Origin of the sequence: Muricauda sp. SCSIO 64092 (assembly GCF_023016285.1) — a bacterium.
In the GTDB taxonomy this organism is placed as follows: Bacteria; Bacteroidota; Bacteroidia; order Flavobacteriales; family Flavobacteriaceae; genus Croceivirga.
Genome location: NZ_CP095413.1, coordinates 4,382,757 through 4,407,417, shown reverse-complemented (window position 1 = coordinate 4,407,417; position 24,661 = coordinate 4,382,757). Strand labels below are relative to the sequence as shown.

The 24,661-nt window shown below is 44.7% G+C and carries 15 protein-coding genes and 1 pseudogene; 14 read left to right on the top strand and 2 right to left on the bottom strand.

Features of this window, described 5'->3' with window-relative positions:
• The first annotated feature begins 1 nt into the window (after window position 1).
• From L0P88_RS18265 to L0P88_RS18200, 14 genes and pseudogenes are all read left to right on the top strand, one after another.
• Window positions 2-1,063, top strand: coding sequence for a lactonase family protein (locus L0P88_RS18265; RefSeq protein ID WP_247131345.1), 1,062 nt, complete (start codon window positions 2-4; stop codon window positions 1,061-1,063).
• Window positions 1,064-1,082: 19 nt separating this feature from the next.
• Window positions 1,083-2,294: a CaiB/BaiF CoA transferase family protein gene (locus L0P88_RS18260; protein WP_247131344.1), complete on the top strand. Its 1,212-nt coding sequence runs from the start codon at window positions 1,083-1,085 to the stop codon at window positions 2,292-2,294.
• Complete coding sequence (locus L0P88_RS18255) at window positions 2,291-3,355, top strand: mannonate dehydratase (RefSeq protein WP_247131343.1); 1,065 nt, start codon at window positions 2,291-2,293, stop codon at window positions 3,353-3,355. The genes L0P88_RS18260 and L0P88_RS18255 overlap by 4 nt, the downstream gene beginning before the upstream one ends.
• A gap of 50 nt (window positions 3,356-3,405) precedes the next feature.
• Window positions 3,406-7,020, top strand: coding sequence for a glycosyl hydrolase-related protein (locus L0P88_RS18250; protein WP_247131342.1), 3,615 nt, complete (start codon window positions 3,406-3,408; stop codon window positions 7,018-7,020).
• A 196-nt stretch (window positions 7,021-7,216) separates the two neighbouring features.
• Entirely contained in the window at window positions 7,217-8,605 is a 1,389-nt protein-coding gene (locus tag L0P88_RS18245; protein WP_247131341.1) for a sugar porter family MFS transporter, read from the top strand.
• Entirely contained in the window at window positions 8,598-9,368 is a 771-nt protein-coding gene (locus L0P88_RS18240; protein ID WP_247131340.1) for an SDR family NAD(P)-dependent oxidoreductase, read from the top strand. Before L0P88_RS18245 ends, L0P88_RS18240 begins: the two co-directional genes overlap by 8 nt.
• 13 nt (window positions 9,369-9,381) lie before the next feature.
• A complete protein-coding gene (locus L0P88_RS18235; RefSeq protein ID WP_247131339.1) occupies window positions 9,382-10,584 on the top strand; it encodes a CaiB/BaiF CoA transferase family protein in 1,203 nt (400 codons plus the stop codon).
• Window positions 10,585-10,587: 3 nt separating this feature from the next.
• Complete coding sequence (locus L0P88_RS18230; protein ID WP_247131338.1) at window positions 10,588-13,245, top strand: glycoside hydrolase family 3 protein; 2,658 nt, start codon at window positions 10,588-10,590, stop codon at window positions 13,243-13,245.
• A gap of 2 nt (window positions 13,246-13,247) precedes the next feature.
• On the top strand, window positions 13,248-15,911 hold the full coding sequence (locus tag L0P88_RS18225; protein ID WP_247131337.1) for a GH92 family glycosyl hydrolase: 2,664 nt from the start codon (window positions 13,248-13,250) through the stop codon (window positions 15,909-15,911).
• 41 nt (window positions 15,912-15,952) lie between these two features.
• On the top strand, window positions 15,953-18,385 hold the full coding sequence (locus L0P88_RS18220) for an ABC transporter permease (RefSeq protein WP_247131336.1): 2,433 nt from the start codon (window positions 15,953-15,955) through the stop codon (window positions 18,383-18,385).
• Window positions 18,386-18,536: 151 nt separating this feature from the next.
• A pseudogene (locus tag L0P88_RS18215) lies at window positions 18,537-19,577 on the top strand (PfkB family carbohydrate kinase).
• 47 nt (window positions 19,578-19,624) lie between these two features.
• Window positions 19,625-20,293 (top strand): bifunctional 4-hydroxy-2-oxoglutarate aldolase/2-dehydro-3-deoxy-phosphogluconate aldolase, encoded by a 669-nt coding sequence (locus L0P88_RS18210; protein ID WP_247131335.1) that lies wholly within the window; start codon window positions 19,625-19,627, stop codon window positions 20,291-20,293.
• 279 nt (window positions 20,294-20,572) lie between these two features.
• Window positions 20,573-21,487 carry an ROK family protein gene (locus L0P88_RS18205; protein WP_247131334.1) on the top strand — a complete coding sequence of 305 codons (915 nt, stop codon included), beginning with the start codon at window positions 20,573-20,575 and terminating at the stop codon, window positions 21,485-21,487.
• A gap of 98 nt (window positions 21,488-21,585) precedes the next feature.
• Window positions 21,586-22,419, top strand: coding sequence for a sulfite exporter TauE/SafE family protein (locus tag L0P88_RS18200; protein WP_247131333.1), 834 nt, complete (start codon window positions 21,586-21,588; stop codon window positions 22,417-22,419).
• Here L0P88_RS18200 and L0P88_RS18195 read toward each other — a convergent pair.
• Both L0P88_RS18195 and L0P88_RS18190 read right to left on the bottom strand, forming a co-directional pair.
• Entirely contained in the window at window positions 22,394-24,205 is a 1,812-nt protein-coding gene (locus L0P88_RS18195) for a carbamoyltransferase (protein ID WP_247131332.1), read from the bottom strand. The two genes, L0P88_RS18200 and L0P88_RS18195, sit on opposite strands and share 26 nt — an antisense overlap.
• Window positions 24,205-24,582, bottom strand: a complete 378-nt coding sequence (locus L0P88_RS18190; protein ID WP_247131331.1) for an SxtJ family membrane protein — start codon at window positions 24,580-24,582, stop codon at window positions 24,205-24,207. Before L0P88_RS18190 ends, L0P88_RS18195 begins: the two co-directional genes overlap by 1 nt.
• Window positions 24,583-24,661 lie beyond the last annotated feature (79 nt).

The window sequence follows — 24,661 nt, the reverse complement described above, 5'->3', positions numbered from 1 at the left end:
GATGGGACCGTTAACATTTTTTGTGGGCAGCTATACGGAATATCCAATTCCCGGATTTGGGGGTATCGGTAAGGGCATCTATACGGTGCAGTTGAATACGGATACAGGGGAGTTGACCACATTGCATACCAAAATGGTACGGAACCCGAGCTATTTGGCGTTACGGAATGACAACCGATTCCTGTACTGCCCTACCGAGCTCGATGCAAATGCGAACCCAAAAATACAGGCTTATAAAGTAAAATCCGATCTTTCATTGGAATTCAGCAATGAACAGTCCATTTCAGGAGGATATCCCTGTCACCTCAGCTTCCATGAAAACAACATTTTGCTGGCCTGTTATGCCACGGGCAATGTGATTCAATACCCATTGGATACCTCTGGAAGCATCTTGCCTTCCGTGAAAGAATACCGACATCAAGGGGCAAGCATCAATGAAGCCCGTCAAGAAGGACCGCACGCGCACCAGGTAATCATACACCCCAATAAAGTGGATATTTATGTATGCGACCTCGGTATTGATACCATAAAAGCCTATCGGTTACAGGAAGATAAACTGGTTTCCAATGCCGATAAGGATATTACGGTTTCCAAGGGTGGCGGACCTCGACATATGGTGTTCAATACCAAAGGAAGCTTAGGCTATGTGCTCAATGAATTAAGTGGTAAGGTTTCCGTAGTACAGGAGCAAGAGGGCGTTTTTCGGGAAATGGCTACCCACAACTCCTTACCGGATAATTATACAGGGCAACCAAGTGCTTCCGCAATAAGACTTCACCCTGGTGGTAAATACCTGTATACGGCCAATAGGGGTGCTGAACTGTTGACCATTTTTCAGGTTTTAGAAAATGGGTTGGTGTGCGTGGGATATCAGCATACCCAAGGAGAGGAAATACGCGAATTCAATATCACCCCAGATGGTCGGTGGCTCATTGCAGGCCATCAGAATTCCCATGATACGGTGGTCTATCGAATTCTACAGGACGGAAGATTGGATGAGGTATACCGCACCAAGGAAATTTTATCACCGGTGTGCATCACATTTCTAAACAGAATGAATTAGCTAAACCGATTTAGTAACTATGGCAAACAACGATACAGAAAACAATGGCCCCTTAAAAGGATTGGTCGTAGCCGATTTCACCCAACTGGCACAAGGCCCATGGGCGACACAGATGTTGGGCGATATGGGGGCCGATATCATCAAAATCGAACCCCAAAAAGGGGATTGGATGCGACATTATTCGTACGGAAACATGTATCCAAATGGCGAGAGTATTTCGTTCTTGAGCTTTAACAGGAACAAAAGAAGTATTGCCCTGAATCTCAAGGACCCTAAAGGCCATGCCATTGCAAAAGCCATTATTTCCAAGGCTGATATTCTAATCGAAAACTTCCGTCCCGGGGTAATGGAAAGATTGGGACTGGGCTATGCGGATATGAAACAGCTTAATCCCGGTTTAATCTATTGCTCAAGTTCGGGTTATGGTGGTTCCGGTCCCTACCTGCAAAGGCCGGGTCAGGATTTATTGGCACAGTCCATGGGAGGGGGTGCCGCTTTGAACGGTAAAAAAGGCGACATGCCCATGGTCACAGCTGTTGGGCAGGCCGATTTATTGACTAGTTTATTCATTAATCAATCCGTTTTGGCGGCCATCCATTCCCGAAACACTACAGGTAAAGGACAAAAAATAGAGACCAACCTACTCAATTCGGTGGTTGGGTTCCATATCCAGGAAGTAACGGCCTATTTGCACAAAGGGGAAAATCCCGAACGAAGCGAAAGCGGCATCCCCAATCCATGGTTGGGTGCACCCTATGGAATTTATCACACCCAGGACAGCTATATCGCCATTGGTATGAACCCAGTACAAAAACTGGCTCAGGCCATTGGGGCAAAAAAATATGATTCGGGGGAGTATGCTTCCAACAATATTATGGAATGTAGGGATGAGATCCGTTCGGACTTTGATGCCGTGTTCAGGACCAGGACCACCAAAGAATGGTTGGACATCCTTTTGGAAAAGGATATTTGGTGCTCCCAGGTCAACACTTTTGATGAAATGGTGAAAGACCCTCAAATAAAACACAACAATATGATTATAGAAATAGACCACCCCAAAGCGGGCAAGGTAAGGACAACGGGCTTCCCTGTATGGTTTAGCGACACCCCTCAAAAGATCTACAAACCTGCTCCCTTGTTGAACGAAGACGCAAAAGACATCCTGAAGGAGTTTTGTGGCTATTCAGAAGATAAAATCAATCAATTCATTACAGAAATGGAACAGAAATGAAATTAGGATTCGGATTATACAGACATATGCTCAACGAAGCCCATTACAAGTTTGCGAAGCAATGTGGAGCCACACATTTAATCGTCCATTTGGTGGATTATTTTGGGCATAACCAAGATAATGCAGATCAGCCCATAGGAGATAAAAAAGGTTGGGGCAAAGCAGGAAATCCAAATGAAATATGGACATATGAGGAGTTGAAGGCCCTAAAAAAGGAAATCAATTCCCATGGGCTTGAACTGGAGGGCATCGAAAATTTTGACCCCGCCCATTGGCACGATATCCTTTTGGATGGTCCCAAAAAACAAGGCCAAATGGAAAATCTAAAACAGCTTATCCGGAATGTGGGTAAGGCCGGCATTCCGGTGTTTGGTTACAACTTTTCCCTGGCGGGGGTGTCTTCACGTATGCGGGGTCCATATGCAAGGGGTGGAGCGGTTTCCGTGGGCATGGAAGGGGTAGATACCACACCAATACCCAACGGCATGGTCTGGAATATGGTATATGATGAAAGTGCTCCTGAAGGTACCGTGCCCAAAATTGACCACAACGAACTATGGGAAAGGCTACGGTACTTTTTGAACGAAATCCTGCCGGTGGCCGAAGAGGCAGGTGTCCAGATGGCCGCCCACCCGGATGATCCCCCCATGCCCTTTGTGCGGGAAACCCCAAGACTGGTCTACCAACCCCATATGTATCAAAAATTGCTTGACATGAACCCTAGCCCGTCAAACAATTTGGAATTCTGTTTGGGTTCCATAGCCGAAATGACCGAAGGGGATGTGTACGAGGCTACCGATACCTATAGCCGGCAAGGAAAAATAAGTTACGTCCACTTTAGGAATATCGTGGGCAAGGTCCCCAACTACAGGGAGGTGTTTGTGGATGAGGGCGATATGGACATGTTCAGAATCCTAAGGATTTTAAAGAAGAACGATTTTAAAGGGGTCTTGATTCCCGATCATACCCCGCAAATGACCTGTAATGCCCCCTGGCATGCCGGTATGGCCTATGCCATGGGTTATATGAAAGCGGCCATTTCACATTTAAATGACGATTGACCGAAAGATTTTAATAGATAGATACCGATAAAAAAACAGATTGAGAAATAATGAAAACAGATTGGATGAACAGTAGCGTAAGAAATGTAATGTTGGGCCTGGTAATTCTTGTCACGGTGCCTTGGGCACATTCGGCCGGGTTTTCCACAACATTGGACAATGCGAAAAGAACCGCAATGGCCGTACCCTTTCATGGGGGTGGGGGCCATAACCACATTCACGAGATCAATACGGCATACAAGCTCTATCAAATGTGCAAGAATGATATCGAAGGATTCCACAGTAAGATTGGTGGGGGTGATTACCAATACCCCTCCATTCGGGACGAAGTGAACCAACATATGATTTCACGGGCAAGTACCGGGCTCATGTACTTTGAGTTCCTGACCAATACCGTACCGGAAACCCATGCCGGACCAATGGTGACCTTTGCCTTTTATTCCAACATTGATTTAAACCTTAGACAGCCTTACGATGTTTTTGTCAATAAGCAATTGGCATTGACCTTTATAGCAAACGAAGACGGTACCCTCAAAATCCTGAACAAGGAAAGCGGTACTATGGCGGAATATATCTTGGTCAAAAGAGATTTGAACAAAGATGGAGTGGGCCTATTTCGATTGACATTGCCCACAGCAATGACCGGAAAAGGGAAGCAGCTAAGAATAAAGGTACAAGGGCACAAAAAGGGGAGCAATTCCTGGTTTATGTTGGCCAAGGCCAACAACCTGCTCGAAAACCTAAAAATGTCCGCTGAGGAAGAGGCTTCCTTTAGCATAAAGGCTAAAGATGGAGTTATGTACATTGACGCTCCCACCCATTTTGCAGGCAGGACCGTTCAAATAGTAAGTGATGGCAAGAAAAGTAAAAAGGGGGTTTTTAAAGACCAGGGAGCGTTGGCAAAGGCCTCAATAACCCTAAAAGCCCCAAAAAAGGAGTTCAGGATTATTTATGGAGAAGATGATATTGCCATTCCCCTGGAAAATGGTACTGCTCCAAATACATCGGATATTCTGGGGGCCTATTTTTACGCCTACAACGCGCAAGTCCAAAACGGTTGGCAGGCCAGCATCACCAAATTGTACAAACCTTCCCTGTTCAATGCCTATGACGACTTTTTTGACCGACGAAACGAGGGGGGCAAGGTATCAGTGATGAATTCGAGCCATCAGGACATTGCCTGGGTAGATCGTCCGGAAGTCTGTATTATCCTTAGGGATACTTTGGTATTGACCCCAGTCATCAACGATGCCTTTACCCGATCCGACTACGGTTTTGACATTGAGGACGGCCTTATGTTACGGGAATACCTGAACAGGCATCCCGATGCACAAGAAAAAATAACGACCCTATTGGACAAAAAACTGGTTTCCGTAGGAGCATCCTATAACTGCCCGTATGAAGACATGTACGATGGAGAAGGCCTGGTACGTCAATTTTATCTGGGCAAAAAATGGGTAAAAAAGACCTTTGGGGGCTACGATTCCAAAGTCTACTGGAATGTGGACGTACCTGGCAAGACGTTGCAATTTCCCCAGATCATGAAAAAAGCCGGGGTGGAATACATGGTCATCAGCAGGCATGCCAAGGGAATGTTCAATTGGGAAAGCCCAGATGGCAGTGCTGTGTTCACCTACTCCCCTGGGCATTATGGCAATGACATCCTTGAGCTTTCCAAGGAGTTGAGCAGTAAAATGAAATATGCCGCCGAGCAGGTGGTCTATTGGGAACCTTCCTTTAAGGAAGGCCATACCATTACCCCACTATTGTCCAGCCAGGATATGATTCCGGCCATGGACTATTCCGATTTTATTGAAGCATGGAACAATTTTGAGAGCGTAAAAGACAACGATGGCAATGAAAATAAGGTGTTTTTCCCCGATATGGAGCTGATGACCGCCGATGAGTTTATGCCCCTGGCACGCAAGAATGCCACCAATATAGAGACCATTAGGGGGGAACGCCCCAATGTCTGGGTCTACATTCATGGTCCCGCACACCATGATGCGCTCACGGCAAGCCGTGAGGCATCCAAACTATTGCCGGCAGCCGAAAAATTTATGGCCATTGCCCATACCTTGGATTCAAAAAGGATGCCTTATCCCTATGGGGATTTTGACAAGGCATGGCAGTCCAAAATCTATCCTGATCATGGTTGGGGCGGACATGATGGTGATATTACGGATAACCTGTTCAAGGAAAAGCTGGTGGAGTCAAGGACCATGGGTACTGATCTCTTAAAAAAAGGAACCAAATTCATCGCCAATAGAATCAAGACCGATGATAAAAAGGGAATTCCCGTCGTACTTTTCAATAGCCTTTCGTGGGAGCGAACGGACCCCGTAACCGTTACCATCAATCTCGAAAAGGGAAAAGCAAAATCCCTGGAGGTCCATTCCGCTGACAAAGACCCCATTACCACCCAAGTTTCCAACGAGGTCCATTATGAAGATGGGAGCATCAAAAGTGCCGATTTGGTGTTTATTGCAAAAAACATCCCGGCCATCGGTTATGCCACTTATTATGTAAAACCAACAGCCAAACCGTCCAGGAAATCAAATCCGGGGGCATCCATGACCACCTATGAGAACGATTTCTACAAAATCAGTTTTGAAACCGGGGGCATTGGACAGATATATGATAAGGAATTGAAACGAAACCTGTTCAAGAGTGGCGACCTCAAAGCAGGAGAGGTATTTACCCTGTATTCTGAAGGTAATGGTGCTGGGGAGTTTGGGGATATCCAACAGCCCTTTATGAAGGACTTTGACAAGGTCAGCAATCACCAGGCAAACTGGGAAATTTTGAGCACGGGCGATGTGTTCACCACCTACAGAATCAAGCAGCCCATCCTTCATGCCATAGTGGAACAGGATGTGACCATTTATCACGAGTTAAAAAGAGTCCTTTTTGAAACCCGTTTGCTAAACTGGTCCGGGGAGTTATATCGGGAATTCAGAACAGCCTTTCCCATTGCCATGGACAATGCCCTGGTAACCCATGAAGTTCCTTTTGGAGCGGTAAAAGTTGGTCAGGATGAGATTGATACCGCCGGTGATCGTTACACCGCATTGGCCAAGGATGTGCATCCAAGGGCAATCATGGACTGGTTCTCCGCCTCGGATGATGACCTTACGGTGACCTTGAGCTCATCGGTCGCTGCATTTGATTGGATCGATCCCACAACCGATTCAGAAGATACCCTTCTCCAACATCTGTTGTTGGCCAGTAGAACATCTTGTCATTGGGAAGGAAATGAGTATTCCCAGGCCGGTGACCACAGCTATCATAACATTTTGACCTCCCACAAAACAGGAAGCCTTGAAGGGATGCGCATTGCAGAACAGCAGAACGATCCTTTACATGTAGTGGTTTATCCCGACGCCTCTGCTAAGGCGTCTTTGCCCGAACGTTTGGGTTTCTTTAGTGTTGATCAAGGGAACATTAATGTATCCACTATCAAAAAAGCCGAGGATTCCGATGATTTGGTCGTTAGAATGTACGATATGGCCGGTAAGGACACCAAGGTGAACATGGATTCCTTTTTTAGGATGGAAAACCTACAACATATGAACATTATTGAAGAGGACCCCAAACCGACACCATCCATGAACGTATCCAAATATGGTATAGAAACCTTTAGCTTTCAGGCTAGGAAAAAGTAAGGTTGCGAATGATTTTTCATTGTAAGGCCGTTTAAAAATTAACTCAAATGTCAATTTAATCACAGTCGGAAACATTTAAAGCATTGAAATTCAAATAGGTTTCGACTGCGCTCAACCTGACAAATACCATTTTTTATGGTTTTTAGACGGCCTAACGATTAAAACTTCAACACTATTAGAACAAAAGCATGATCTCATGAAAAACAACATCACCATTTTAGCAATGATCGCTGCACTGGGCGGGTTTCTCTTTGGGTATGATACTGCGATTATTTCGGGCACCATAGGCTTTGTAAAAACACAGTTCAACCTCAATACGGTAATGGAAGGATGGTATGTGAGCTCCGCGCTGGTCGGTACCATTTTGGGGGTTTCCATGGCTGGATTCCTCAGTGATGCATATGGGCGGAAGAAGATATTGATCATGTCGGGAATTTTGTTTGCACTCTCCGCACTAGGATGCATGGTTTCGGAATCGTTTAATGGATTGGTGGCCTATCGGTTGATCGGTGGCATTGGTGTAGGCATTGCTTCCATGCTATCACCGTTGTACATTTCGGAAATTGCCCCAGCAAAAAACAGGGGGAGATTGGTAGCCCTGTACCAGTTGGCCATTACCCTGGGGATTTTAGTGGCCTATTTTGTCAATGCTTTTTTATTGGACCTTTCAACATCGGAAGGCTTGGCAAACCATTCGGGCATGACCCATAAAATATTGGTTTCCGAAGTCTGGCGGGCCATGTTGGGAAGCGAGACCGTACCGGCCTTACTATTCTTGTTCTTGCTTTTAGTTATCCCCAAAAGCCCCCGTTGGTTAACGATGAAGGGAAAAAGGGAACAGGCTAAAAAGATCCTGCTCCGTTTTGTGGCCCATCAGGAGGCCGATAAAGAGATAAAACATGTTGAAGAAATACTGGCCCGGGAATCCGGTGGTATTAAAATGATGTTTAAAGGCCCGTTCAAACTGGCCATTATTATAGGGGTTTGCCTGGCAATCCTGAGCCAGGTCAGTGGCATCAATGCCATTATCTATTACGGACCCAAGATATTGGAAGAAGGGGGGCTGCAATTGGGTGAAGCGCTCGGTGGCCAGGTGGTCATTGGCATTGTCAATGTACTGTTCACGTTTATCGCCCTATGGAAAATAGACCAATTGGGCAGGAAACCCTTATTGGCCCATGGGGTTATCGGAATCATGGTTTCACTCATCATTGTAGGACTATTGTTCTATTTTGAGGTGGGCAATACATATCTTCTCATGACTTTCATACTCACTTTTATTGCTTGTTTTGCCTTTTCGTTCGGTCCCGTACTATGGGTGTTGCTTTCAGAAATATATCCCTTAAAAATTCGAGGGACCGCCATGTCCATAGCCACAATGGCCGTATGGATAGGAACCGCTTTTGTTGGGCAAATGACCCCCTGGTTTTTAGAGCACCTCAAACCCCATGGTACGTTCTGGTTTTTTGCCATTTGTATGATACCGGCAATTTATCTCGCTTTAAAGGTGATGCCGGAAACCAAGGGAAAAACACTGGAAGAAATAGAAAAATATTGGTTATCAAAGAATAGTAGGGATGAATAGGTTAAAAGGAAAAGTAGCTATTGTTACCGGTGCCGCAGATGGTATTGGCTTGGCCATTAGCCAGGCTTTTGCCACCGAAGGGGCACTGGTGGTCTTGTGTGATATCAATGTGGACAAATGTGATGAAGAGGCCAAAAGACTCAATGACAATGTGGGAACGGCAAGGAGCTATGCCTGTGATGTGGGCATAACCAAAGATGTGAAAAACGTTGTGGACCGAACATTGGCCGAGTTTGGCAAGATTGACATTTTGGTAAACAATGCTGGAATTGCCTTGAGTGGAAACATTGTTGAAATGCCGGAAGAAGATTGGGATAGGCTCATGAACATCAATCTAAAAAGTGCGTACAGGAGTATCCAAATAGTGCTGCCCCATATGTTGGAAAAACAATCGGGAAACATCATCAACATTTCTTCGATACAGGCCTTTAGAAGTTGGGATAATTGGACGGCCTATGCTGGTGCCAAAGGGGCCATTTGCTCCATGACCAAGCAACTTGCAGGTCAGTTTGGAGCAGAAAACATACGATTCAATAGCATATCCCCAGGAGCTATTTTAACACCTATGAATGAAAAACGGATACAGGAGGAAGGTCGGGAATTTTTGCAAAAGAGCATTGATCAGGCCGCTATGAAACGGTTGGGGAAACCTCAAGAAGTGGCCATGACGGCAGTGTTTTTGGCTTCGGACGAAGCCCCATTCATTACGGGCGAGGATATTAAAGTGGATGGAGGACTGGGTGTCCTCCCAAGATATTTATAATTCAAGGAATACTATGGATCAAGCATTGGAAGGGATTAAAGTACTGGACTTTTCACAATTATTGCAGGGCCCGTTTGCCACACAGATGTTGGGCGATTTGGGCGCTGATGTCATCAAAATTGAGCGCAACGGCAGTGGGGACATTTACCGGGGACTCACCTTTTTTAACCAATGGATTGCAGGTAATGAATCCCCTTGTTTCATGGCCTGGAACCGCAACAAACGGTCTTTGGCCATTGACATCAAATCAAATAAAGGCAAGGAAATCATTTACAAACTGGCCAAGGAAACCGATGTGGTCGTTGAGAACTTTCGCCCAGGGGTAATGGCCAGACTGGGATACGGCTATGAAGACCTCAAAAAAATAAACCCACAGCTCATTTACTGTTCAGCCAGTGGCTGGGGTGACGATGGACCGTACATCACACGACCGGGACAAGATCTGTTGGTACAGAGTGTAAGTGGTGCCATTATGACCAGTGGAAAAAAGAGCGATGGCCCTGTGGCCATTGGTACCGCCTTATGCGACCAGGTAAACGGCCTGAATTCCGTCTACGCCATTTTGGCGGCATTATATTATCGTGAAAAAACGGGAAAAGGTCAGGAAATCAAGACCAACTTATTGTCATCTGCCATTGCTTTTCAAATGCAGGACTATTTTACCATCCAAAATTTGGGGAAACCCTTTGAACGACCAGAATCCAAAATTGGCCATCCCGGTAATCCAGCCCCCTTTGGGATGTACCAAACCAGCGATGGGTATTTGACCATAGCCATGAGTCCCTGGCCCAAACTTGTGGAAGCCTTGGGTGATGCCTCATTGATGCAGTACAATGACTCCCAGGTACTTTTTGATGAAAGGGATACAGTCCATGGTCGTATTGAAGCCATTACGTTGACCAAAACCACGGATGAATGGTTGGAGATTATGTTAGGCCTGGATTTATGGGTGGCCAAGGTAAACGACCAGACCGCTGTGGAGCACGATCCCCAGGTCATTCACAACAATACGTTTATTGAGGTGGAACATCCCAAAGCAGGGAAGGTAAAAGTGACCAATATTCCTTTTACCATGAGCGAGACACCTGGAAAAATAAATCGGCCTTCCCCGCTGATTGGGGAACATGGCGAAGAGATTTTAAAGGAACTGGGGTACGATAGCCAACAAATCGACGCCTTGATCGAGCAAAAGATACTATCAATTGAATCTGTGTAAGTTATGTGGCGATGCTATGTATTAGGAACGGTCCTACTTTTTTTGGGTTGCACAAAAAAGGGTGATATCCCTCCCTATAAAAATGTGGAATTGGATACGGAAACCCGTGTGGCCGATCTTATCTCGCGGATGACCCTGGACGAAAAAATTAGGGAACTGGATATGTATTCCGCCTATGACCTCATCGAAAATGGGAGGCTTTCCCCTGAAAAGGCCACGCAAGCCCTAAAAGGATTGAATGTTGGTTCGATTCGTGATTTTTATCCAGAATCCGCTGAAGCCTCCAACGAACTGCAGCAATACATCATTGAAAACAACCGATTGGGCATTCCTGCATTGATTATTGAAGAAGCCCTACACGGGTATTTGGGAAAAGGAAGCACTTCCTTTCCCGTACCTATAGGTTTGGCCAGTATGTGGGATGTAGGGGCCATGGAAAGCATTGGGAAGGTCATTGGATCTGAGACACGGGCCGTAGGCGTTCACCTTGTACTGGCACCTACACTTGGTTTGGGTAGGGAGCCCCGTTGGGGAAGGGTGCAGGAAACGTATGGGGAGGATGCCTATTTGGCGGCTAGGAACGGAGTGGCCATAATTAAAGGGATGCAGGGGGATGACTTAGGTGATGATGATGCCATTGTTGCGGAACCGAAGCATTTTGGTATCCATAGTATTCCCGAGGGGGGCAAAAATACTGCACCGGTTTACATCGGTGAGCGCGAAGCACGGACCAATTTCCTATACGTTTTTGAAAAAGCCTTTAAAGAGGCTGGAGCGTTGGGGGCCATGGCAGCCTACCACGAGTGGGACGGCGTCCCTGCCGCAGGCGATCCATGGCTTCTAAAAAAAGTATTGCGGGACGAATGGGGCTTTAAAGGCATGGTCATTTCCGATCTGGGTGCAATCGCAAAACAAGAGGTCGTACATAAAACGGCAAAAAATCCAAAAGAAGCCATTGCCAATTCCATCCGGGCAGGATTGGATATGCAGTTTTATGATTACAAACACGATGTTTTTCAGCATAGCATCAGGGAAGCATTGGATGAACATCTTTTGACCATTAAAGATGTGGACAGGGCCGTTTCCAGTGTATTATATGTAAAATTTAAATTGGGGCTTTTTGAAAATCCCTATATCGATACCACATTGAAAGCCGCGCGGTACGGCAGTGAAGCACATCGACAATTGGCATTGGAGGCTGCCCATAAGTCAATCGTTCTACTTCAGAACAAAAACAACATCCTACCCTTTGGCGACGAGATAAAAAAAGTGGCACTGATTGGAGAATTGGCTGGCAAAGCCTTGCTTGGTGGTTATTCGCGAAGGGGCGAAAATGAAAAGACCATCGCTCAGGAATTTGAAAAAACCGACTATGCCATTGATTTTGTGGATGTGGGTGTTCCTGGAGGTATTATGGAAGAAATTGATGAACGGTTTCTTATGACCGAAGACGGGGAAAAGGGCCTTCTGGCGGAATATTTCACCAACACGGACTTTTCCGGAAAACCAGCGTTGACAAGAGTGGAGACCAGATTGGAACAGTACTGGCATAACCTAAGTCCGGCACCGGGAATCCCGAGTGATAATTTCTCCATTCGTTGGAGTGGCTACCTTATTCCCAAACTGGATGGTATTTACGACTTCCAATTATGGGCCGATGACTTGGGTAGGCTCACCATCGACAATCAGGTGTTGATCGACAGCTGGGATCAAAAACATAAGAACTCTTGGTCCAAAACGAGCCTACGGTTAAAAAAAGGAAAAAAGTATCGCATCCAATTGGAGTTGGTGGAATACGATGAATTTGCAGACATTAAAATTCGCTGGAAAATCAATCCAGATGCCAAGAGGGAAACCCTATTCGAAAAAGCGGTCCACTCAGCAAGAAATGCCGATGTGGTTGTATTGGTGCTGGGCGAAAAAGATGATAATGGGGAAGGCCGGGACAAAGTCAACCTCGAACTCAATCCCTATAGCAAAAGATTACTGAGGGAAGTGGCCGCCACGGGAAAACCCATAGTATTGGTCCTTCAAAATGGAAGGCCTTTGGTACTAAAAGAGGAAGTGGGATCCGTAGACGCCATATTGGAAACCTGGTACGCAGGCGAGAAAGGTGCCCAGGGTACCGTGGAGATATTAACCGGTAAAGCAAACCCTTCGGGCAAATTACCGATCTCTTTTCCCAGAGCGAATGGACAACTGCCCATATATTACAATCAAAAAAAGTCGGCAAACGCCACCTATGTGGACGAAAACAATACTCCACTATTCGCTTTTGGACATGGGCTGAGCTATAGCCGTTTTGAATATTCGGATTTGCATATCGAAAAACCGGTGATCACAACCAATGAAAATCAAAAAGTGACCCTAACAATCAAAAATACCTCGGAACGAAAAGGGACCGAGATTGTCCAATTGTATATCACCGATAGTTACAGTTCGGTAAGTACCCCCAGGCTACAGCTTAAAGGATTTAAACCCGTGGAACTTGAGCCTGGGGAAGCCAAAGAAGTTGAATTCACCTTACTCCCAGAAGATTTGAGTCTGTGGAACAGGGATATGGAACGGGTGGTCGAACCTGGTCAGTTCGTGGTGAAGGTAGGAGCTGCATCCAATGATATCCGGTTAAAAGCGGACTTTGAAGTAAAAACTAAATACTAATAATGAAGAAATACTCGAATCCCTTCTTGAATGAAAAAGGCTGGATTATAGGGGCACTGATCACAATGGTTGGGTGTCATAATAATGAAGAGCCGACTACAGCATTGGTACCAAAAGAATACCTGGGGTATGTGGATACCCGTGTTGGTACAGCTGCCAGTATTGCCGATATTACCGTAACCGAAGTGGAAGAACCTATGGGTTATGTTTCCCCAATTGTCGGAAATCCTTCCGCTTTAACACATTGGACACCACAAACGGCAACTTGGACAGAACGAGTGATAACCGTACCTGTTCCTTATTGGTACGATCAGGAAAAAATCCAGGGTTTTCGGGGTACCCGTTATCCCAATGGAGCCGTAGTAGGGGATTGGGGGCCCATGTCCATAATGCCCATGACCGGTGAAGTAATCATTGATGCTGAGGCCCGAGCGTCAAAATTCGATCGTGACAGTGAAGTGGCCAAACCGCACTATTACACCGTGAATTTGAACGATTATGACATCAAGGCCGAACTGACCGCAGCTTCCAAAACGGCATTTTTTCAGTTTACCTTTCCGGAATCCAAATCGTCATCCGTGGTATTTGATGGGGTATATGTTCCCGGCCATTACAAAGTGATTCCAGAACGAAGCGAGATTGAAGGATATACCGTTATTGCCGGTCATTTCAAAAACCATTTTGTCGCCAAGTTCGATAAAAAATTCGAAGCCTATAATGTGAACCTATTGCCGGATGTAGTGGACAGCAAGCTCGTGCCTGATGGATTTAAAGCAGCCTATTACAATAATGATAAATTGGAAGGGGACCCCGACGTATTCGTGAACTACCCCAAATTGAACTACAATTGGTTAAAAGCACCGGCAGAAGGTGTAAAGGACAATTTCTTTTCCGTAGTCTATACCGCTACGTTTATTCCAAGACATACGGGGGAGCATACCTTTGAATTGACCACCAAAGATGGTACCCGAATGTATATAGATGATGAAATGGTCATTGACCAGTGGATGTACAGGGCGACGGGCACGAACATACACAGGATACACCTCGCCAAAGGGCAGCAATATCAAATACGCATAGAATATTATGACGGTTCAAGTACAACGGAGATGCACCTAAGATGTGCAGAACCGGTACCATTGGACCCTGAACTCGGGGCCCAAATGGCCCTAAAGGGAGCGGACGCAAATGGGGTGTACGTGACTTTTGCCACCACAGATCGAGAAAAAGTAAGGATGAAAGTGGGCACTTCGTTGATTGATTTGGCACAGGCCAGGGCCAATATGGAAAAGGAATATCCCCATTTCGATTTTGACAGGGCCGTAGCCGAAGGTACCGATATCTGGGAAGAAGAACTCAATAGGATACAGGTAGAAGGTAGTGAAGAAGATAAATCCATCTTTTACACTGCGTTGACGAAATGTTTTGTGAATCCTCGAAATTTAAATGAGGATGGCAGGTATTTCAGCCCATTTGATTATCAGGTTCATGAAGGAGGGCAAATGTATACCGATTTATCCCTTTGGGATACGTTCCGGTCCTTACACCCTTTGTGGGTCATCATAAAACCACAGGAAACCACTGATGTCATCAACGGCATGCTGAATGCCTATAAAGAAGGGGGCTGGATTCCCAAATGGCCCAACCCGTGGTACCGAAGTATTATGATGGGCACCCATGGCGATGCGGTTATTGCCGATGCCTACGTTAAAGGGATTCGGGGTTTTGATACGGAATTGGCCTTTGAGGCCATGTTAAAAAATGCCACCGAAAAGGGAAATCGAGGATTTTCAGGTCGGGTAGGTATTGAGTATTTTAATGAAATTGGTTATGTCCCCACCGATATTTTTGGATTTTATGGCGAGCCTGTGGCAAGAACCCTGGAGTTTTCGTATGATGATTTCTGTATTGCCCAAATGGCCAAAGCCTTGGGCAAGGATACACATTACGACGACTTTATGGAACGCTCCAAACGATACATCAATGTTTTGGATAAGGAGACGGGCCTGGTACGTGGTAAAAAATTAAATGGGGAGTGGTTGCCCCCGTTTGATAAGAGCATAAGTGTTTGGGCACAGGGAACGGACCATGATACAGAAGTATATTACAGAAACCACACCTTGCTGGTTCCACATGATATTCCAGGTTTATCCGATTTTATGGGTGGTGATGATAAACTAATAGCGTATCTGGATGATTTTTTCGATAAGGATATGTACTATGTGGGGGATGAATTCTCTATGCATGCCCCCTATATGTACAATAGTGTCGGTGCCCCGTGGAAAACCCAAAAAGTAGTGCGTGATATGTTGGCCAAGTATTTCTTCAATGATGTTGGTGGGCTGCCTGGTAACGATGATTGTGGACAAGTGTCCTCATGGTATGTCTTTGGGGCCATGGGCTTTTATCCTGCTCTGCCAGGGACTCCTACCTATGAAATCTGTAGTCCCATATTTGATACGGTTCAGATTAATGTGGGTCAGGGTAAAGTGTTCACCATTATCGCGAACAACAACTCAAAAGGGAATGCATACATTCAATCGGCCACCTTAAATGGGAAACCTTACCATTCAAGTCAATTGCATCACGATGCGATTATTGAAGGAGGCAAATTGATACTGGAAATGGGACCGGAACCCAATAAAAATTGGGGAATCCTGCGCTAAGGTCAAATAGTTTCAAAGTTCTAAATCACCAAATAGAAAGTATGTCCTACAATGATTTAAAAACGGTAATTCGGCTTTTCTTTAAGCACAAATTTGTCTTTTCACTGTGCATTATTGGGTTAAGTGCAGGCTTTGCGGTATTTATTACGGTTTTCATGCACTATCGATTTGAACATAGCTATGATAAAATGCATTCCAAGGCCAACAACATCTATCGCATGCATGCCATTTATGGAACGGATGATGGCTATATCAGCACCTATGCGACTACTGATAATGGGTATGGCCCTTCCCTTAAGGAAGAACTACCGGAAGTTCTTGATTATGTTAGGATGCTTGTCTATCAATCAGAAAGGGTGGTTGGCCATGCCAGGGAAAACGGCTCAGTTTTAAAATACCGTGAGCCCCATATTTTTATGGTGGATTCCACCTTTTTTTCCTTTTTTGATTATCCGTTAAAGGTAGGGGCAAAACATGAGGTGCTGAACAAGCCCAATACCATGGTCATTTCCGAGAGTGCCGCCAAAAAGTATTTTGGAAATGAAAATCCATTGGGAAAAGTATTGACCATATCGACTACCGGTAATCCGTTTGAGTGTGAGATTACCGGTGTTTTTTATGATATCCCCAAGAATTCAAACTTGCAATTCAACTTTTTGGTGTCTATGGAAACCCTGAAACAGGGATGGCCGGATCTGGACAATTCTTGGAACTATGCCATTTCGTACACTTACCTGCACATGGTGGAAAATATCGACATTGAAAAAATGGAAGACCGTATTATGGAGGTGTTCTTTCAAAGAAGCGGTGTTGTTCCCAATGGGGATTTAAGCTTTGATATGGAATTGGTCCATTTCCCTGAAATCCATCTGAATGAACCCCTACAGTGGGAACACGAGAAAAAGGGAAATAGGGCGGAGACCAAATACCTCCTTACCATAACCTTTATTATCATACTTATCTCGTGGTTGAATTATATCAATATAAGCACCTCCTTGGCCACAAAACGAAACACCACCACACGCATAAAATCAATACTGGGAGCGGGAAAATTTCAAATCACTTTTCATTTTGTGGCCGAAGCCTTTTTAGTTAATCTGGTTTCCCTGTGCCTTTCCTTACTTATTGTTCTATTTGCTTCACGACTGATCAACACTTATTTTGGCCATGGAGGTTTGGGCTTCATTTTTAATGATGGACCCATTGTTTGGGTATTGATTGGCATTGTGGTTATTGGTACCTTATTATCTGGAATTGCCTCAACAATTTTCTTTTTTGTGAACAATCCAAACTATTTGTTGAATCCCAATTCAAAAAGTTCCGGTTCAAGATTCAAGCAGGTCATGGTGGTTGCCCAGTTTATAACAGTGGTGGTGCTGTTGATAGGTACCATAATGGTTTACAAACAAGTGAAATTTCTACGTTCACAGGAAGTCGGAATCGATCTAGATCAGACCCTTGTGTTGAAAGCACCAATTGGCAGTGATGCCAGTCCAAAAGGACTCTATCGATTTCGGGAATTACTTGCGGACAATGCATCAATAATCCATGTTTCGGCCGGCAGTGATATTCCCGGTCAATTTATGGATATGGGCTATATGGTGGACAGGGTGGATGTGGATCCCCCAATCCATGAAATAACCGATGGCGGATACATCGATTTCGATTATGTTGAAACACTCGGTCTTGAAATGGTGGCAGGAATTGATTTTGATGGCACATCAAATCCCTTGAACAAGGTACTGATCAATGAAGAAATGGCAAGGCTTTTAAATTTTGAAAGCCCCGATGATGCGGTTGGAAAACACATCCAGTTACCGGAACTTTATCAGAAGGAAAAGGTAACCGTAATTGGGGTTTTAAAGAATTATAGACAGCAATCCCCTACCCACAATTTTAAACCCGTTTTCTTCTATTGTACAAAAACCGATTGGGGACGGTACAATTACTTCGTTGTTCGTTATCATGGCAAAACTGAAGAAGTAGTTACTTATTTGAATGATAAATGGATAGAGGCCTATCCCACCAGTTCCTTTGATCATTATTTCCTCAATGATCATTATGGGCAACAATACAATGGCAATGTGCGTTTTGGGAAACTTTTCACCACCCTTTGCATCTTAGCGGTTTTAATTGCGGTATTGGGCTTACTGGGACTATCAATACATGCTTCCCAACAGCGTATTAAAGAAATAGGGGTTAGAAAGGTCAATGGCGCCAAGGTAAGTGAGGTACTGGTCTTATTGAATAAGGATTTTGCAAAATGGATGGTCTCCGCTGTTTTGGTCGGAAGTGTCTTGGCCTATTTTTTAGTTCAGAGTTGGCTTGAAAATTTTGCATTGCAAACAGACATCAGTTGGTGGGTTTTTATGCTGGCAGGGATACTCACCTTGGTCATAGGATTGGTAACCGTAAGTTGGCAGAGTTGGAAAGCTGCAAGGGTAAATCCTGTAATGGCATTACGACATGAATGATATCCATTGTAATGCTAAAATCCCATGTTGGGGTTTCCCAGGATTTCAATGGCTAAAAAAAGGTATTGATTCTTAAAATAGGACCTGAATGAAAAAATGAAGGTTGAAAAGAAGAATGGAATACAGAACATCAATATAACAAGGAATACGAATGAAAAAAGTAGTGACCTTCGGGGAAATCATGTTACGATTGGCACCCCCTGGATTTATGCGGTTTTCCCAAACCACAAGTTTTGATGTGGTTTATGGCGGCGGGGAATCCAATGTGGCCGTTTCCCTGGCAAATTATGGCGTCCCTGTGGATTTTGTGACCCGCTTGCCCAATAACGATATCGGTCAATGTGCCTTAATGGAAATGCGCAAAAGAGGGGTTGGCACCGATAATATCATCTTTGGCGGCGACCGTCTTGGTATTTATTTTCTGGAAACTGGAGCCGTTTCACGGGGCAGTAAAGTGGTGTATGATAGGGCGCACTCCGCCATGGCGGAAATACGGCCGAGTATGATCGATTGGGACCGTGTTTTTAACGGGGCGGGGTAGTTTCATTGGACGGGCATTACCCCAGCTATTTCACAGGGTGCTGCAGATGCCTGTTTGGAAGCGGTAAAAGTGGCCAGCGAAAAAGGGATGACCATTTCAACGGATCTGAACTATCGGGCCAAATTATGGAAGTATGGTGGGGATCGCGAGGCTATAATGACCCAGTTGACCTCGTATTGCGATATCATCTTGGGAAACGAAGAAGATGCCGAAAAACATTTCGATATCAAACCGGAAGGATTGGATATCACCACCCAGGGAGACCAGGTAAAGGCGGAAGCCTTTTTATCGGTCTGCCAACAGCTAACGAAGAAGTTTCCAAAGGCTAAAAAGGTGATTACTACCTTAAGGGGATCCATTTCGGCATCGCACAATACCTGGGCGGGTGTTCTTTATGCCGATGGACAACTGTACCAATCCCCACAATACCAAATTACCCATATCGTTGATCGTGTTGGCGGAGGCGATTCCTTTATGGGTGGACTGATCTATGGGCTGCTGCAATATCCTGGGGACGACCAAAAAGCATTGGACTTTGCCGTAGCCGCATCTTGCCTTAAACATACCATAAAGGGGGATGCCAATCTCGTTAGCGTGGACGAAGTGGAAAAACTACTGGGAGGGGATGCCTCGGGCAGAGTTGTCCGATAAATCCCTTACCTACAACTAAGAACAATAAGCTATCCAAAACCATACCTATGGCGAACTATTCAAGATTACAGGTCATAAACACCATGCGAGCAACGGGAATGGTGCCCCTATTCTATCACCCAGACCTTGAACTCGGAAAGAAAGTACTCAAGGCCTGTTATGACGGAGGGTCCCGACTAATGGAATTCACCGCACGCGGTGACTTTTCCTTTGAGGTATTTTCGGGACTGAACAAGTATGCCATGGCCCAACTACCCGGAATGATTATGGGCGTGGGGTCCATTACCGATGCTGGAGCAGCATCCTTGTTTCTACAAATGGGGGCCAATTTTGTAGTGACCCCATCATTTAGGGAAGATATTGCCCGTATTTGCAATAGAAGAAAGGTACTGTGGTCTCCCGGATGCGGATCATTGACCGAAATTAACAAGGCCGAAGAGTTGGGGTGTGAAATCGTTAAACTCTTTCCCGGCTCCACCTATGGTCCCGGTTTTGTAAAGGCGATTAGAGGCCCACAACCCTGGACGAGTATTATGCCCACTGGCGGAGTAAGTACGGAAGAACACAATTTAAAGGCCTGGTTTGATGCCGGGGTAACTTGCGTGGGTATGGGGTCTAAACTAATTTCCAACACCCTATTGGAAAAAGAGGACTTTAAAGGTCTGGAAAACCTGGTACGGACCACACTTGAAACCATTGCCAAGATACGAAGCTAGGCATCGATAAAGTTGCGCCTTCGCATTTGCTGGAAAAAAGAAGCGCTTCATTCCCCCTTATGTTGGCCCGTGGCAGCAATTGAAGCAGTGAAAAAGAGATGTGGTGGTAGCTAAACCAATAACAGGGCATGGAAAGTCCAAAAAAACAATTTTATGATGTTGTGGAACTATGGAAAAATGGAATCAAAGGGCATACAAAAGGGATAATTTAACGGAAGGCGGTATCTTTATTCGCCCATCATTTTTTATTCGTAACACTGGAACCTTAAAGGAAAAACTATGATCATTGGAGCTGATATTGGTGGAAGCCACATTACCTGTGCCTTGGTTGATTTGGAATCCAAAAAAATTGTTCCCGAATCCCTTACCTCCATAAAAGTGGACAGTAAAGCCCCTAAGGAGATGATCCTTGGCAAGTGGGCAGAGGCCTTGAATGCAGCCATTGCCACTCAAAAGGATTCGGTTGACGAGGTTTCCATAGGATTTGCAATGCCGGGACCCTTTGATTACCAAACAGGAACCGCAAAATTCACCGGAAACAACGAAAAATTCCAAAGCCTTTATAACGTATCCATAACCAACGAATTGCCTTTTTATATCACGACCAAAAAATGTGGGTTCCGTTTTCTAAATGACGCTGCTGCATTTGGTGCAGGTTTGGCCACGCTTGCAGGAATTGACTCTTTCGATCGCTCATTGATATTGACGTTCGGGACCGGTCTAGGGGCAAGTTTTTTAAAAAGGGGCGTTCCCTGTTTAAAAGGGGATACCATTCCCAAGGATGGATGTCTTTGGGACAAGTCTTTTAAGTCCGGTATTGGGGATGCGTATTTTTCCACACGATGGTTTGTTAGCAGGTATGAAGAACTGACCAATGAAAAAGTAAATGGCGTAAAAGAGATAGTTCAGAAAAATGGCGATGCCTTGGAGCTGATCTTTACGGAGTTTTCCCAAAACCTAGCCGATTTTTTAAAACCCTATATCACCAAATTTCGACCTCAGGTTATTGTTATGGGGGGAAACATCTCCAAAGCAGGCGATTTTTTTCTCCCCAAATGTTCAAAATTATTTGAACAGCTCGGTTTGGATGTGGACATTAAGGTTTCGGAAATTGGCGAGGAAGCCGCAGTATTGGGAAGTGCCCAATTGTTTGATAGTGCTTTCTGGAATCAACTGAATGCCTATCAATTGTAAACGAACCATTCCCTGTTTTTGGACCTAGGTCAACTTAATGCCCATAAAGATGGGATTTGCGGCACTTTTGGAATACCTTTAAAGTAACGCAGAGAAGCATGACCCTTACCCTAATTATCCTATTGTGCGCAGTGGGCCTACTTAATGGTTTTTACTCAGGACTCATGGGGACGGGTGGAAACATCATTTTAATTCCGGCCTTGGATTTGGTTCTTGTTCCCTTTGGTTTTGAGGGACAGGAATTGGTAAAATACATTATCGCCCATTCCCTGTTCATTACGGTTTTCAATGGCTTTGCCGTTGTCTTGAAACATTATAGAATACGGAACCTATACCCAAAGAGGATTCTTTATGTGGGGATTCCCGCTGCCGTAACGGCATTTTTTGTTTCGGAATGGATCAAGACCTCCACCTGGTATGCAAAAACCTATTTTGATATCCTCTTTCTTATCTTGGTGCTAACGGTCTGTGTTCAATTTCTTTTTTTTAGGCCAAAAACCGAAACTACAATCCTCCAACAGAAAATACAGGATAGTAAATGGTCCTACCCCATCCTTGGGAGTTTTACCGGGACAATCTCTGCACTTTCAGGTTTTGGAGGTGGAATTGTTTTGATTCCAGCATTGATCGACATTTTTGGAATACCCTTTAAAAAAACCGTTTCCATTTCAATTGGAGTAGTAATGCTACTGGCTTTGTCCGTGAGTTTGAGCTACCTCAACATTACTTCGGAACAAATCATCCCTAAGCGACTCCCCATGCAATTCGGATATATTTCCCTAGGCCTGGTCCTCCCAATACTTTTGGGGATTTTCGTTTCGGCACCTTGGGGAGTTAAACTGGGACAGCGAATGTCCCCAAAATGGCTGCGATTGACTTTTGGCCTGGTTATGGTCCTGTTATTGATCAAAACCCTTCTTGGCTTTTTCTAAAAACCACATTTCCCAGAACCAGTATATCCATATCCGTTTGTCTAAAGCATTGTATGGCATCCGTTGGGCTGCATACAATAGGTTCATCCTTTACATTGAAACTGGTGTTGATCAATATTCCATATCCCGTTTTATCCTTAAAGGCTTTCAACAGCCTCCAATACCTGGGGTTGGAGTTCTTGTTTACCGTTTGTATTCTAGCCGAAAAATCAACATGGGTAACCGATGGAATATCCGAGCGTATCTGGGAAAGTCGTTCTTTTAGACCGGTCGCTGTTTTTTCAATTGATGTCAATCGGTTTGATTTCACTTTTTGAACAAAAAGCATATATGGTGAACTTTCACTAAGCTCGAAGTATTCTTGGGCATTCTCTTCCAAAACACTAGGGGCAAAAGGCCTAAAACTCTCTCGAAACTTGATTTTTCTATTGATTTTTTCCTGCATTTCGGGATTTCGTGGATCGGCCAAGATACTTCGATTTCCCAATGCCCTTGGACCAAATTCCATTCTTCCTTGAAACCAGCCAACAATTTTACCCGCTGAAATAGCCTTGGCAGTCAGCTCCAAAAGCGCATCTTCGTTGTCAATTTGTTGTGGATTCAGATCAATGTTCTTCCTGGCAATATGTAAGATATGTTGTTCTGGGTACAACGGACCAAGATATGCACCACTCATCATGTCCGGATACAAAACCTTTCGTTCCTTATCCATGGCAATATGCCAAACGGCCAAGGCAGCTCCAAGTGCACCTCCGGTATCTCCTGCCGCAGGTTGAATCCACAAGTTTTCAATATTTGCGTTTCGCAACATTTTTCCGTTGTTCACGGAATTTAAGGCAACCCCGCCAGCCATTACCAAATTACGGCAGCCGGTCAAACCAACGGCCGTATTTGCCAATTTACACATGCAATCCTCCAATACCCGTTGGGCAGCCAAAGCTAGATTTGCATGTTTTTGCGTAAGTTTTCCCTCAGCTTTCCTGCGGGGAAGATTAAAAAGGCCCTCCCAATTTTTATCATTTGTCATCGTCAGATGAACTGCAAAATCAAAGTAGTCCATATTGAGCAGCACCGAACCATCTGGCCGAATATCCACAACATGATCCACTATCTTTTGAGCATATTCCATAGTCTCATTTGCTTCAGGATTGCCGTAGGCAGCGAGTCCCATCATTTTGTATTCCCCACTATTGACCCTAAAACCCAAAAAATAAGTGAAGGCAGAATACAGTAGCCCCAAAGAATGTGGAAAGTGTTGTTCCCGTAATATTTTGATGCCATTCCCTTGACCCATACCAATGGCCATCGTATCCCATTCACCTACGCCATCTACGGTCAATATGGTCGCTTTTTCGAAAGGGCTGGGATAAAAGGCACTGGCAGCATGCGAAAGATGATGTTCCGGAAAATGGATGGGAACGTTTTGAAAACCCATTTTTTTGCAGTACTCCTTAATTTTTTTCCTAACAAACAGCTTGTCCTTTAACCATAAGGGCATGGCTTTTAAAAAACTCCCAAGGCCTTTGGGCGGAAAGGCGTGATAGGTTTCCAGCAACCGCTCAAATTTTAATAAGGGTTTTTCATAAAAGGCAATGGCACTCAACTCTCCGGGCAAAACGTTGGCTTCTTGAAGTACATATTTCATGGCATTTTCAGGAAAGGAAGCATCTCCTTTCACCCGTGTGAAACGCTCTTCTTGAACAGCGGCCACAATTTTTCCATCGACCAGCAAAGCCGCTGCGCTGTCATGAAAAAAAGCGGAGAACCCCAGTATTACCTTTGCCATTAAAATGTGTTTTTTAGATCATTGGGCCCATAGCGGTGTTCCCGGATGGAAAGAACGGACGCATTGGACTTTTTGAACTGCTTAAGTTTTAGCTCATCCCTACCCAATAGCTTACGAAGAAAACCCATGGGAACAATCAACAAAAAAAAAGTGACCGTAAGCAATATCTTGGTTGAAACCAAACCCAATACCTTAGCGAGGCCAAACCATAAAAAAGCCATAGGTTGAAAGGTCCTCGGGAAAATAAGGGCCAACACCAGAGCGGATACTGAAATCCATACCCAATACAATCTTTGGGGAAAGAAAAGGAAGATTACCAAACAGGCCAATGTGGTCAATATACCCACCTCTAAGCATTGCTTTACAGAAATCTTCACCTATAACACTTTTAATTCCTTCCGAAATAGCTGAAAAAAGGTCTTTTTACACCTATTTTGTGTTTTTTGTTTGCGTACC